We start from the raw sequence: 13201 nt of genomic DNA, 5'->3' as shown, positions 1-13201 counted from the left end.
GACAATCCCGCGCGCAGGATCCACCGCATGCTGGTCACCCGCAACGCCGCGCAGCGGCTCGGGCTCGGCGATCCGGCCGCCCTGCCCTTCCCGACCGAGATCGTGGCACCCAAGGCGATCGACGCGCTCCTTGGCCCAGACGCGGTGCACCAGGGCGTGCTCGTGGAAGCCGACCCCCGGATACCCAAGGCGCTGTCCGCGCTCGGCGACGCAGCACTGGTGTTGGTGCTCGACCAGGTCACCGATCCGCACAATGTCGGCGCCATCATCCGCTCGGCCGTCGCCTTCGGCGTCGCGGCGCTGATCACGACGGCGCGCCACAGTCCCGCCGAGTCGGGGGTCTTGGCCAAGGCCGCCTCCGGCGCGCTGGAGCACATCGACCACATAACCGTACGGAATCTGGCCGAGGCGCTGGATGAACTGCAAGCGGCGGGCTTTTACACCGTGGGGCTCGATTCGGAGGGGCCGCAGCCGCTCGAGCAGGCCGTCCGGCCGGGCCGGCTCGCCCTGGTTCTGGGAGCGGAAGGCAAGGGCCTGCGCATGAAGACCCGGCAGACGGTGAACGCCCTGGCGCGCCTCGACATGCCCGGCCCGATCCACTCGCTCAACGTGTCGAACGCGGCGGCAGTGGCACTCTACATCGCACACCGCACCGTGCGTGAAGATCCTGCAGCTGTGGATACATCACAATCCGAACTGAAACCGACCTGAGGCAAATCTGGCAGACCGGCAGCAACCGGTCGGGCCCCAGGTTTTCAGGGACAATGTCTCCGGGTCGTGCAAACGGAGAAAAATGGTGCCCCCGGCAGGACTCGAACCCGCGACCCCCTGATTACAAATCAGGTGCTCTACCAACTGAGCTACAAGGGCATGGCATTGCGATAGCACAATCGGCAGCGGAGTAAAACGCATTCTCCACCCGCACGAACGCATGCGGCCGGCGCGGCGCATGCCCGCCCGCGCTGTCGCCTTTGCATGGATATAGGTCGCGTGATACCGGTTTGCACACGCGCCGCAAGGGAATCAGCCGCCGGGATGACACAGCCACAATTCTCCTTCGCTTTCCTCGCGGCGGACACGGGCGACGCCCGCGAGGCCGCCGGCAGGCTTTCGGCCCTTTACGGACATGAGCGCCCGGAAAACGCCGAGATCATCGTGCCCCTCGGCGGCGACGGCTTCATGCTGCAAACGCTGCACGAGACGATGGGCTCGGGCAAGAAGATCTACGGCATGAACCGCGGCACCGTCGGCTTTCTCATGAACGAGTATCGCGAGGAAGGCCTGCGCGAGCGGGTCGACGCCGCCATCGCCGAAACGCTCCGGCCGCTGGAGATGCGGGCACGCGACGCAGACGGCCAGGTCCTTAAGGCGCTCGCCATCAACGAGGTGTCGCTCCTGCGCCAATCCTACCAGGCGGCCAAGATTCGTATCGCCATCGACGGCAAGGTGCGGCTCGAGGAACTGATCTGCGACGGCGTGCTGGTCGCCACGCCGGCCGGCTCCACCGCCTACAACCTGTCGGCGCACGGGCCGATCCTGCCGCTCCATGCGCCGCTTCTGGCGCTGACACCGGTCAGCCCCTTCCGGCCGCGCCGCTGGCGGGGGGCACTGCTGCCCAACCAGTCGACGGTGGACCTGACGATCCTCGAGCCGGAAAAACGGCCGGTGAACGCCGTGGCCGACCACACGGAGATCAAGTCGGTAACCGAGGTGCGGGTGCGCGAATCCCACGACATGACGGCGACCGTGCTCTTCGACGCCAGCCATTCCTGGGACGAGCGGATTCTTACCGAACAGTTCCGCTACTGAAGCCAACAAAGCGCGATTTATTGCCGAAGCACGCCTTCTGACTGGATCGATCGGAGCCGCCGGTCGTTAACCTGGCTGTTGACATTGGGCGCACCACACCTTAGGCCCCGCACAAGCAAGGGCAGAAGCTCGGTCGAGCGCGTGGTATTCACCGCAGAGCAGAACAGCAAAGACAGCCAATACGTGTCAGAAAACCAGGAAATCGTACAGGACGCTGTGAGCTTCGCAGACCTCGGCCTGTCGCCGAAGGTGCTGTCGGCCGTCGTCGACGCCGGCTACACGATCCCCACGCCCATCCAGGCCGGCGCCATACCGCATGCGCTGGAAGGCAAGGATGTCCTGGGCATCGCTCAGACCGGCACGGGCAAGACCGCCTCCTTCGTGCTTCCCATGCTGACGCGCCTGGAGCGCGGGCGCGCGCGGGCGCGCATGCCGCGCACGCTCATCCTTGAGCCGACGCGCGAGCTCGCCGCCCAGGTGGAAGAGAACTTCGTCAAGTACGGCAAGAACCACCGCCTCAACATCGCGCTGCTCATCGGCGGCGTCTCCTTCGACGAGCAGGAGAAGAAGCTGGAGCGCGGAGCGGACGTGCTTATCGCCACGCCGGGCCGCCTGCTCGACCATCATGAGCGCGGCAAGCTGCTCCTGACGGGCGTGGAGATCCTGGTCATCGACGAGGCCGACCGCATGCTCGACATGGGCTTCATCCCCGATATCGAGCGCATCTGCAAGCTGATCCCCTTCACTCGCCAGACGCTGTTCTTCTCCGCGACCATGCCGCCGGAGATCACCAAGCTCACCCAGCAGTTCCTGCAGGCTCCGGTGCGGGTGGAGGTTTCGCGGCCCGCCAGCACAGCCGTCAACATTACACAGCGGCTGGTGAAGTCGGGCGCCAAGCCGTGGGCCAAACGCGAGCGCCTGCGCGAGCTCATTCGCGCCGAAGGCGAGGCGCTCAAGAACGCCATCATCTTCTGCAACCGCAAGACCGAAGTGGCCACCCTCTTCCGTTCGCTGGTCCGTCACGACTTTGATGCCGGCGCGCTGCACGGCGACATGGACCAGCGCGCCCGCATGACGATGCTGGAGAACTTCCGGCGCGACAAGCTCACCCTTCTGGTGGCCTCCGACGTCGCCGCGCGCGGCCTGGACATCCCCGATGTCAGCCACATCTTCAATTTCGACGTGCCAACCCATGCGGAGGACTATGTTCACCGCATCGGCCGCACGGGCCGGGCCGGCCGCTCGGGCAAGGCCTTCACCATCGTCACCCGTGCCGACCGGAAATATGTGGATGGCATCGAGAAGCTGATCGGTCAGCAGATCGAATGGCTCGACGGCGATCTTTCGACGCTGGCGCCTGCAGACGAAGCGGAGGAGAGGCCACGCCGGGGCCGTAGCGGGCGCGGTGGCGGGCGCAAGGGCGCCGAAAAGGGCAAGCCCGCTGAAAAGGCAAAAGACGAGGCAGACTCGAGCGCGGACCAGAATCGCCCGCCAAGGGAAACGGCCAAAAGCCCCGATACCGAAGGGCAGAAGAAGCGTACGGGCCGCCGCGCGGACAGGGAAGAGGCGAAAACGCCCGTCGGCTTCGGCGATGACGTCCCCGATTTCATGAAGGTACCGGGCAAGGACTGATCAGCGCGCTTTTCCTATTTGCGCGTGCGCAGCCCGGCTTCATAGGCTTTCCGCGCCCAAGCGGACATTTCCTCGGTATCGTCGAGCGCGCTGTCCGGAATCGACCAGTACGGCATGGCCGTGGGCTTGCGCCCAGACTTGCCGGTATAGACCCACTGTCGGCTTCCGGCCTCCGCGAAATCAGGAGCGCTCTCCCGATCCGCCTTCAGCAGAATTTCGCCATCGACCTCCAGGGCAAAGATCACACCTTCGTGGTAGATGCCCTTACCTCCGAACATGCGCCTGATCGTGATCGGCCCCAGGCCAACGAAAAGGTCGCGAATATCTTCATCTTTCATCCGCCAAGCATGCCAACGATGAGGCGCCTTGTCAGGTGCTTTCGCGCGGTCTGCTGACATCGAACCCCTCGTCGCCTAACCTTGGCAATGGGAGTTCTTGCCGAGAGGGTGATGCCATGCCGATGAAACTGAAAGGCTCGTGCCGCTGCGGTGCGGTGCGCTTCGAGGTGGAAAGCCACACGCCGGTTCCCTATCAGCGCTGCTACTGCAGCATATGCCGCAAGCAGCAGGGCGGCGGGGGCTATGCGGTCAATCTGGGCGCAGATTCGGCGACGCTCGTCGTCGAAGGCGACGCGCATCTCGGCTTCTACCGGGCGACGATCGAGGACGACGAGCATCCGCATTGTGAGATTTCCACCGGAGAGCGGCATTTCTGCCGCGACTGCGGATCAGCCCTCTGGCTTTACGATCCGACCTGGCCGGAACTCGTCCACCCCTTCGCTTCCGCGATCGACAGCGACCTGCCCGCACCGCCAAGCCGCACGCATCTCATGCTGAAATACAAGGCGAATTGGACAGAGCCGGATGTCCGCGAAGGCGATCTTGCCTTCGACTTGTATCCTGAGGAATCGCTCGCCGAATGGCACCGGCGGAACAATCTTTGGGTGGAGTAGCCGCGGCATCCAGCCCTTCCGGAGCGCGGTCAATTCAGCGTGAATGGCCTTGGACCGCAAAACGCCGGCGCTAGCTGTTTCTCCCATCGATCAGGGAGGATTTTCATCATGTGCGCAAGGACATTTGCGAAGGTGGGCTTCGCCCTAGCATTGATAGCACCTGGAACAGCGGTCCCCCAGGACGGACAGCCGCCATTCGGTGATGACACCGACACGACCTATGCCGAGACATTGTGGTCAGCCTTGACCGAGGCTTCCCTGGCCGGGGAGGAAGCGATCCAGGCAAAACCCTACGAAGGCACCGAGCCGCATGGCGCCGTGCTCCAGACCCTTTGGACCGACATCGAGGTCGAAGGACAAGAGGGAATGGTGGTCGTCAAACGAAACTACGGACCGGCCGGGATAAGCATCGAGGAGGTGGCGAACAATCCTGGGGACAGCCTCGCCTCGGTCACCGTCATGTTCCGGCGGGAAGAGGGATACGCGCCCGAAAGCGGAAACTGGTTCTGGGCGAAATACCTGCCCGACGGATCGCTCGATCAGACGCCGGAAGGCGTTCCGCTTGCCGGACAGGCGACCGGCTGCATCTCCTGCCATTCCGAGGCTGAAGGTGGAGACTTTCTCTACACGATGGACAGTCAATCCTGAAGTCGCTCAAGGGTGAGAACGGCGGCGCGATGCGCCGCCGTGCCATCGCGCCGGCTCATCAGGAGAGCGCCTGCTCGGTGGCCTCGATTGCCGCCTGCCACACAGCCGGCGAGGCGATCTCCCTGTAGGTGTCGGGACCGAGCGCCCCCGCAGCCATGACCGCGTCAGGCTTCAAATTGCGCAGCAACTCAAGGCTGTTCCTCAGATCGGCCTTGCTTCCGCCCAACGCGGCTGAGAGCCAGGAATCCCGCGCCGGCACGATCGTATCGCCGCTGAACAGATAGGTTTTTCCGTGTGGCGACCTGTAAAGGAAGCAGGTGCTCCCCGCAGTGTGGCCCGGCGTCGGAATGACCTCGATATCGCCCAGCGCGGTTTCCGCACGCCGGAAGACCTGATCCACTTCGATCTTTCCGATCCGCGCCACATCGCTCGCATCGCGTTCGTGACAGCAAAGCTTCGAGCCGAACATTTCCCTGATATGCGCAAGCGACGGCGCCGCTTCGTGCCAATGCGCCAAGATCTGGTGGGAAATGCCGCCCAGGTTCTGAATGCGTCGAAGGTCATCCTCTTCCTTCGGCGAACCTCCCTCCTCGCGTCCGGTTCCGTAAAAGAGGATATTGCCGCCGTCGCGAAGCAGAAGATAGGCATGCGACGTAGCTTCCGGCGTGTCGGGAATCGGCCTTTCCGGGCTCGTCTGCCAAAGATCGGGGTAAATCTGCCGCATGGCATGCTCCTTTGCCCATTCTGCAGGAGCACTCATATGGTGCCTCAACCTTAGTTGAGGTCAAGGTCAAGGACTGCGAAAACGCAAGTCCTCAGGCGCCGGCCGCACGGGCCTCCGCCAACGCCTTGAGATCGGCCGGCTTCAGCTCGACCGATTCACCGCAGCCGCAGGCCGAACTCTGGTTGGGATTTTTGAAGGTGAAGCCCGTCCTCAGCCGCGTCACCTCGAAATCCATCTGTGTACCAAGCAGGAAAAGAGCCGCTTCCGGCGCCACATAGACATGCGCGCCCTCATGTTCGACATGGTCGTCCTTCGGATCGGGTTCGGTGACCAGATCCACCGTATATTCCATGCCGGCGCAGCCGCCCTTCTTGATGCCGACACGCACGCCCAGGGCACCCTCGCGCGTTTCGGCAATCTCACGCACGCGCCGTGCTGCGGCGTCTGTGAGGGTTAACACTTGAAAACGGCCCATTGAATTTCTCCGTTCACGGCGAGGTCAAGACTCGCGGAAGGTGTATCTCAAAGATGGTTCAGTCGGGCGTCCGTTGCAACCTCAGTACCAGCCGATCGCGACCTGCGCCTCTTCCGACATGCGGTCCGGCGTCCAGGGCGGGTCGAAGACCATGTTGACTTCGACATCGCTCACCCCTTCCACCGCGCTGACGGCGTTTTCCACCCAGCCCGGCATCTCGCCCGCCACGGGGCAGCCGGGGGCAGTCAGCGTCATGTCGATCTTCACCGAGCGGTCGTCCTCGATGTCTATCTTGTAGATCAGGCCGAGCTCATAGATGTCGGCCGGAATTTCCGGGTCGTAGACGGTCTTGAGCGCGCCGACGATGTCGTCGGTCAGGCGCGCAAGCTCGTCCTGCGAGATGGCGGAGGCGGTTTGCTCTTCCGCTTCTGTCGTCTCGGCTTCCGTCTTCTGGCTGGTATCGGTCATCGCCTCACCCAAAGAATTTGCGCGCCTGGTCGAGCGCGTCGGCCAGGGCATCCACCTCGGCCTTCGTATTATACATGGCGAATGAAGCGCGGCATGTCGAGGTCACGCCGAAGCGCTGGAGCAGCGGCTGGGCACAATGGGTACCGGCCCGCACGGCAACCCCCGCCCGGTCGATCACCATCGACACGTCGTGCGCGTGGATGCCGGCAAGCTCGAAGGAGAGGATCGAACCCTTGCCCGGCGCAGTGCCGAAGATGCGCAGCGAATTGATGTGGCTCAGCCTTTCATGGGCGTATCGCGTCAACTCCGCCTCGTGCGCGGCGATATTCTCCCGGCCGACACCGTTCACATAGTCGAGCGCGGCCCCGAGGCCGATCGCCTGCACGATGGGCGGTGTTCCCGCCTCGAAGCGGTGCGGCGGGTCGTTATAGGTGACACTGTCCACCGTCACGTCCTCGATCATCTCGCCGCCGCCCTGGAAGGGCTGCATCTCGGCGAGCTTGTCGCTGCGGCCGTAAAGCACGCCGATGCCGGAAGGACCGTAGAGCTTATGCCCCGTGCAGACATAGAAATCACATCCGAGCGCCTGGACATCCACCGGCATGTGCACCGCACCCTGGCTACCGTCGACGAGGACGGGAATGCCGCGGGCATGGGCGATGCGCACGATGTCGGCGATGGGCGTGACGGTGCCGAGCACGTTCGACATATGCGTGATGGCGACAAGCTTCGTGCGATCCGTCAGGCACTTCTCGAATTCCTCGAGGTGGAAGGTGCCTTCATCGTCCACCGGCGCCCAGACGAGCTTCGCCCCCTGCCTTTCACGCAGGAAGTGCCAGGGGACGATGTTGGAGTGATGCTCCATGACCGAAAGCACGATCTCGTCGCCCTCGCCGATGCGCGGCATGGCATATCCATAGGCCACGGTGTTGATCGCCTCGGTGGCCGACTTTGTGAAGACGATTTCCTCCACACTTGGTGCATTCAGGAAACGGCGCACCGTTTCGCGTGCCTTTTCATAAGCTTCCGTTGCCGCGTTGGAGAGAAAGTGGAGCCCGCGATGCACATTGGCATATTCGCTGGAATAGGCGTGCGTGACCGCGTCGATCACCACCTGCGGCTTCTGCGCCGAAGCCCCGTTGTCGAGATAGACGAGCGGTTTGCCGTAGATCTCGCGCGCTAGGATGGGAAAGTCGCGGCGAACGGCCTCGACGTCGAAGGTGCCATGTTCGATCTTCTGGTCCACTCTCTTACCCTTCTGCGGTCGTCATCCGCCTCTCCGATCGTCATCCGGAAGCCTGAGCGAAGCGAGGGCTATCCGGGACCTATTGGCCGATGAGCGTAGAGCACGGCCGGGTTCAGAAGCCGGCGCCCTTCAGCGTTGTCGCCTTCTGCGGAGAACGGCCGCGCCTCTCAACGGATCCCGGCTCTCGCTCCGCTCGGCCGGGATGACGCCGAGAGGCATTACCCGTGCGTGGCGAACCACGCGTTGAGCCTGGCCTCCAGCGCCTCGATCACCGGCTCGTTCTCCAGTTCCTCGATCACCTCGGCAACGAAGGCCTTCACCAGAAGACCGCGTGCCGTCTTCTCGTCGATGCCACGCGCCATCAGGTAGAACAGGTGATCGGCCTCGATCTCGGTCACGGTCGCGCCATGGCCGCAGGCCACGTCATCGGCGAAGATCTCCAGCTCCGGCTTGGCGGAAAAGCCGCCCTCGTCGGACAGAAGCAGCGTGTTGCACGCCATCTTGGCATCGGTCTTCTGTGCATCGCGCGCCACCCGGATCTGTCCCTGGAAAGCACCTTCCGCACGATCGGTCACGACGTTTCGGATGACTTCCGTCGACACCGTCGCAGGCGCATTGTGGTCGAGGATCATCGTCACGTCGCAGTGGCTCTGGCCGGAGAGAAGATTGACGCCGCGCAGGCGGAACTCGGAGCCCTCGCCATCCGCCACGACCCGCACTTCCTGGCGCGTCAGCTTTGCGCCGGCGTTCATCACGAAGAGCGTCAGCTTCGCGTCCTTGCCGATGCGCACATTGATCTGACCGAGATGGCTGACGCCCTCGGACTGCTCCTGCACGATGAGCCACAGCACGTCCGCCCCGTCACCAACGTCCAGGTGCGTGACGGAGGAGACAAGAGCGTCGCCGTCGCCGGTCTGCCTCTCGACAACCGTCGCACTGGCGCCCTCGCCGACCCGCGCGGCAAAGCGCGTGTGGGCCTGACCGCCGGCATGCACGTTCTGCAGTTCGATCGGGGCCTTCAGCGTCGCACCCGCCGGGATATCCAGCGCGAAACCGTCGGCCGCAAAGGCGGAGTTGATGGCCGAGACCGTATCGTCCTTGTCGGCAGGGCCGAGAAGGGCCGCGAGGCTGCCGTCCGCGAGCTTGTCCGCGAATGTAGCCAACACGGTGCCTTCAGGCGCCTCCGCCTTCGCGGCAACACCGTTCAGGACCGACAGGACCGTCGAACCGGCGACCAGCGGCTCTTTCGGGCTGGCCGTCGCGGTCGGGTCGAAGGCGGGAACCGTGGCGAGGAGCCGACGCAGATCCGTATAGTGCCATGCCTCGACCTTGCGGTTGGGCAGGCCCTGCTCCAGAAGCCGCACGGCCTCGCTACGCTTCTCCCTGACGCCGGCATTGCCCGGCAGGGACGTCTCGCGCTGGGAAAAGGCTTCGATCAGCGCGTCCTCGGCGGCGGTCCGCTTTATTTGCGTTTGAACATTCATCATCAATCCTTACGCCGCCTCGCCGACGAGACCGGCATAGCCGTTTCTCTCCAGCTCCCGTGCCAGCTCCTTGTCGCCCGACTTCACCACGCGGCCCTTGTAGAGCACGTGCACCGAGTCCGGCACGATGTAGTCGAGCAGGCGCTGATAGTGCGTGATGACCACCACCGCGCGATCGGGCGAACGCAGCGCATTCACACCGTCGGCGACGATTTTCAGCGCATCGATGTCAAGGCCGGAATCGGTCTCGTCGAGCACGCAGAGCGCCGGTTCCAGCAGCTTCATCTGCAGGATCTCGGCGCGCTTCTTCTCGCCGCCGGAGAAACCGACATTGAGCGGCCGCTTCAACATGCTCATGTCTATGTCGAGAGCGTCGGCCGCCGCGCGCACGCGCTTCATCAGGTCGGGAATCTTGAGCTCCTCCAACCCGCGCGCCTTGCGCTGGGCGTTCATCGCCACCTTGAGGAACTCCATGGTGGCCACGCCCGGTATCTCCATCGGATACTGGAAGGCGAGGAAAAGGCCCGCGGCCGAGCGCTCGGCCGGGTCCATATCGAGGACCGACTCCCCGTTGAAGAGAATGTCGCCCTCGGTGACCTCATAGTCCTCGCGGCCGGCCAGAACGTAGGAGAGCGTCGACTTGCCGGAGCCGTTCGGCCCCATGATGGCAGTCACTTCACCCGCCTTCACGGAAAGATCGACGCCGCGAAGGATTTCCGTGCCGTCCTCGGCGATGCGGGCGTGCAGGTTCTTGATTTCAAGCATTCTTGTTGTCCCAGTCCTTGTGCCGGCTCAGCCGACCGAGCCTTCGAGCGAAATGTTGATGAGCTTCTGCGCCTCGACGGCAAATTCCATCGGAAGCTCCTGGATGACGTCCTTGACGAAGCCGTTGACGATCAGCGCGATCGCCTCCTCTTCCGGAATACCGCGCTGCATCACGTAGAAGAGCTGGTCCTCGGAGATCTTCGACGTCGTGGCCTCGTGCTCGAACTGCGCGGTCGCGTTCTTGGCCTCGATGTAAGGCACCGTGTGCGCCCCGCAGTCGTTGCCGATCAGGAGCGAATCGCACTGGGTAAAGTTGCGCGCGTTCGCCGCCTTGCGGTGTGCCGAGACCTGGCCGCGATAGGTGTTGTTCGACTTGCCGGCCGAGATACCCTTGGAGATGATCCGGCTCGACGTGTTCTTGCCGAGGTGGATCATCTTCGTACCCGAGTCGATCTGCTGGTGCCCGTTCGAGACGGCGATCGAATAGAACTCGCCGCGGGAATTGTCGCCACGCAGCAGGCAGGACGGATATTTCCAGGTGATCGCCGAGCCGGTCTCCACCTGCGTCCAGGAGATCTTCGAGTTCTTGCCGCGGCAATCACCCCGCTTGGTGACGAAGTTGTAAATGCCGCCCTTGCCTTCCGTATCGCCTGGATACCAGTTCTGGACGGTGGAATACTTGATCTCCGCATCGTCGAGCGCGATCAGCTCGACCACGGCCGCGTGGAGCTGGTTCTCGTCGCGCTGGGGCGCCGTGCAACCCTCGAGATAGGAAACGTAGGCGCCCTCCTCGGCGATGATCAGGGTGCGTTCGAACTGCCCCGTATTCTTCTCGTTGATACGGAAATAGGTGGACAGCTCCATCGGGCAGCGCACACCCTTCGGCACATAGACGAAGGACCCGTCGGTAAAAACCGCCGAATTCAGCGTCGCATAGAAATTGTCCGAGGGCGGAACGACCGAGCCGAGATATTTGCGCACCAGATCCGGATATTCGCGGATCGCCTCGGAGATGGAGCAGAAGATGACGCCGGCCTTGGCCAGCTCCTTCTTGAAGGTGGTGACGACGGAGACCGAATCGAACACCGCATCGACCGCCACGCGGCCGGACTGGTAGACGTTGTCACCGGCCTCGTCCGCCTCGCCGTCGATGGTGCTGGGCTCGTCGACCCGGCGCACGCCGGCCAGAATCTCCTGTTCCTTCAGGGGAATGCCGAGCTTTTCGTAGGTGCGCAGCAGCTCCGGATCGACCTCGTCGAGCGAGCTCGGCCCGGCCTGGTTCTTCGGCGCGGAATAATAGTGGAGGTCCTGGAAATCGATCTTCGGATAGCTGACGCGTGCCCAGCTCGGCTCCTGCATGGTGAGCCAGCGCTTGTAGGCGCTAAGACGCCATTCCGTCATCCACTCCGGCTCGCCCTTCTTGGCCGAGATGAAACGGATGATGTCCTCGTTCAGCCCCTTGGGCGCCTTGTCGCTCTCGATGAGCGTCTCGAACCCGTATTTATACTGGTCCACATCGATCATGCGGACCCGATCGATCGTCTCCTGCACAGCAGGCATCAGCGTTCTCCATCCATGCCGGAGTCAAGATCCGGCCGTTTTCCAACTCTGGCGACTTGCGCCTAATTTAGTGAGCGATCACTTCGAATTCATGGGGTGCCGCTCCAAATATGTCTCATTTACTCCATTTTTCTTTGCCGCATTCGCCTGTCCTTCCTTGATCAGCGCCGGTCAGGCTGCGGCGCTTGCCGATTTCCGTCTTCTGATGATCGATTCCAGCGCGGCGGTGAAGGCGTCGATTTCCTTTTCCTGGGTCTGCGGACCGATGGAGACGCGCAGCGCGCCAAGCGCATCGTCAAAGCCCATGGCCTGCAGGACATGACTGGGGCCGACCTTTCCGGACGAGCAGGCCGAGCCCGCCGAAAGCGCAATGCCGGCGAGATCGAAGGCGATCTGCGCGGTCTCCGCCTTCATCCCGGGAATGGTGAAAAACACCGTGTTGGGAAGGCGCGGCGCCGCCTCGGCGTGGATCACCGCATCGGGCAGGACCTGCCGTATCGCGTCTTCGATCCGCCCGCGCATCAAGCGCATGGTGGCGGTCTCGCCAAGGGCGGTCGCCGCCTCTCGGGCCGCCGCGCCGAAACCGGCGATCGCCGCCACATTCTCCGTGCCCGCGCGGTGCCCCTTCTCCTGGCCGCCGCCGGTCACGAGTGCTGCCGGCATCATCAGATCCGACGCGCCGACGAAAGCGCCGATACCCTTTGGGCCGCCGATCTTGTGCGAGGAGAGAATAAGGAAGTCCGCATAACCGGCGGAAACATCCAGGGGAATCCGACCGGCCGCCTGCACGGCATCGACGATCAGAACACCCCCGACCGCCTTCACCAGCCGGCCGATCTCTTCCACAGGCTGGATAACGCCGGTTTCGTTATTGGCTGCGTGGACGGCCACGAGCGGCAATCCCCGCACCTTGTCGTGGGCGGCGAGTGCGCGTTCGAGCCCGTCCAGGTCGACGAGACCGTTACGGGTAACACCGATTCTCTCTACCTGCCCGGCCGGAAACCGCCCGCCCGACAGGAGCGAGGGATGGTCGGCCGCCGAGACATAGGCGCGGGAGAAGCGCAAGCGCGCCCGGCCCATGGTCCAATCGGGCGTCAACAGAGTCGATGCGGCTTCCGTGGCGCCAGAGGCGAAGACCACATGCTCCGGCCGGCCATTGACGAGCGCTGCCACCGCCTGGCGCGCATCCTCGACGATGCGCCGCGCGGCACGCCCCTCCGCGTGGACGGATGACGGATTGAAAGCCTCGAGCGCATCGATCACGGCCGCGCGCGCGGCCGGCAGGAGCGGCGCGGTGGCGTTGTAATCGAGATAGATGCGCTTTCCGACCATTTCCTTCCGTACCATCTGCCACACATGCGGCGAGGACAGCGTTATTTCCTTGAATTCTCAAGGCGAGCCGTCCTATCTAGCCGGCTTGCCGGGGCGGCTTGGTCGC

At 63.7% G+C, this 13201-nt stretch carries 14 protein-coding genes and 1 tRNA gene; 5 read left to right on the top strand and 10 right to left on the bottom strand.

The window, feature by feature from the left end; genetic code table 11:
• Positions 1–711, top strand: a 711-nt coding sequence (locus ACFP9U_RS12125) for a TrmH family RNA methyltransferase (RefSeq protein ID WP_378621702.1), incomplete at its 5' end; no start/stop codon positions are given.
• Between the two features lie 83 nt (positions 712–794).
• Here ACFP9U_RS12125 and ACFP9U_RS12120 read toward each other — a convergent pair.
• Positions 795–870 (bottom strand) — tRNA-Thr (locus ACFP9U_RS12120).
• Between the two features lie 165 nt (positions 871–1035).
• Between ACFP9U_RS12120 and ACFP9U_RS12115 the strand changes: the two genes are divergently transcribed.
• The gene (locus ACFP9U_RS12115) at positions 1036–1809 is read left to right on the top strand and encodes an NAD kinase (RefSeq protein WP_378621700.1); all 774 of its coding nucleotides are present in this window, start codon (positions 1036–1038) and stop codon (positions 1807–1809) included.
• 216 nt (positions 1810–2025) lie between these two features.
• Positions 2026–3441: a DEAD/DEAH box helicase gene (locus ACFP9U_RS12110; RefSeq protein ID WP_378621697.1), complete on the top strand. Its 1416-nt coding sequence runs from the start codon at positions 2026–2028 to the stop codon at positions 3439–3441.
• Between the two features lie 14 nt (positions 3442–3455).
• Here the strand turns inward: ACFP9U_RS12110 and ACFP9U_RS12105 are convergent, their stop codons facing one another.
• Positions 3456–3779: a TfoX/Sxy family protein gene (locus tag ACFP9U_RS12105; protein WP_378621706.1), complete on the bottom strand. Its 324-nt coding sequence runs from the start codon at positions 3777–3779 to the stop codon at positions 3456–3458.
• Positions 3780–3895: 116 nt separating this feature from the next.
• Between ACFP9U_RS12105 and ACFP9U_RS12100 the strand changes: the two genes are divergently transcribed.
• Positions 3896–4393, top strand: coding sequence for a GFA family protein (locus tag ACFP9U_RS12100; RefSeq protein ID WP_378621695.1), 498 nt, complete (start codon positions 3896–3898; stop codon positions 4391–4393).
• 108 nt (positions 4394–4501) lie between these two features.
• The gene (locus ACFP9U_RS12095) at positions 4502–5041 is read left to right on the top strand and encodes a cytochrome P460 family protein (protein WP_378621694.1); all 540 of its coding nucleotides are present in this window, start codon (positions 4502–4504) and stop codon (positions 5039–5041) included.
• A gap of 58 nt (positions 5042–5099) precedes the next feature.
• On the opposite strand, the gene ACFP9U_RS12090 is transcribed toward ACFP9U_RS12095, so the two are convergent.
• The 8 genes from ACFP9U_RS12090 to ACFP9U_RS12055 all read right to left on the bottom strand — a co-directional run bounded on the left by ACFP9U_RS12090 (position 5100) and on the right by ACFP9U_RS12055 (position 13095).
• Positions 5100–5765: an MBL fold metallo-hydrolase gene (locus ACFP9U_RS12090; RefSeq protein ID WP_378621692.1), complete on the bottom strand. Its 666-nt coding sequence runs from the start codon at positions 5763–5765 to the stop codon at positions 5100–5102.
• Positions 5766–5856: 91 nt separating this feature from the next.
• Positions 5857–6240: a Fe-S cluster assembly scaffold SufA gene (gene sufA / locus ACFP9U_RS12085; protein ID WP_378621691.1), complete on the bottom strand. Its 384-nt coding sequence runs from the start codon at positions 6238–6240 to the stop codon at positions 5857–5859.
• 81 nt (positions 6241–6321) lie between these two features.
• A complete protein-coding gene (locus ACFP9U_RS12080; protein WP_378621689.1) occupies positions 6322–6708 on the bottom strand; it encodes an SUF system Fe-S cluster assembly protein in 387 nt (128 codons plus the stop codon).
• Positions 6709–6712: 4 nt separating this feature from the next.
• Positions 6713–7954 carry a cysteine desulfurase gene (locus tag ACFP9U_RS12075; RefSeq protein WP_378621688.1) on the bottom strand — a complete coding sequence of 414 codons (1242 nt, stop codon included), beginning with the start codon at positions 7952–7954 and terminating at the stop codon, positions 6713–6715.
• Between the two features lie 218 nt (positions 7955–8172).
• Positions 8173–9438, bottom strand: a complete 1266-nt coding sequence (gene sufD / locus ACFP9U_RS12070; protein ID WP_378621687.1) for a Fe-S cluster assembly protein SufD — start codon at positions 9436–9438, stop codon at positions 8173–8175.
• Positions 9439–9447: 9 nt separating this feature from the next.
• On the bottom strand, positions 9448–10203 hold the full coding sequence (gene sufC / locus ACFP9U_RS12065; RefSeq protein ID WP_322450883.1) for a Fe-S cluster assembly ATPase SufC: 756 nt from the start codon (positions 10201–10203) through the stop codon (positions 9448–9450).
• A 27-nt stretch (positions 10204–10230) separates the two neighbouring features.
• Positions 10231–11763: a Fe-S cluster assembly protein SufB gene (sufB, locus tag ACFP9U_RS12060; protein WP_378621685.1), complete on the bottom strand. Its 1533-nt coding sequence runs from the start codon at positions 11761–11763 to the stop codon at positions 10231–10233.
• 171 nt (positions 11764–11934) lie between these two features.
• Positions 11935–13095, bottom strand: coding sequence for a cysteine desulfurase family protein (locus ACFP9U_RS12055; RefSeq protein ID WP_378621704.1), 1161 nt, complete (start codon positions 13093–13095; stop codon positions 11935–11937).
• Positions 13096–13201: the final 106 nt, after the last annotated feature.

It is taken from the genome of Nitratireductor sp. GCM10026969, assembly GCF_042660605.1.
GTDB lineage: Bacteria > Pseudomonadota > Alphaproteobacteria > Rhizobiales > Rhizobiaceae > Chelativorans.
Note: the sequence above shows the minus strand (reverse complement) of the source record. Positions and strands in the feature narration are given on the sequence as shown.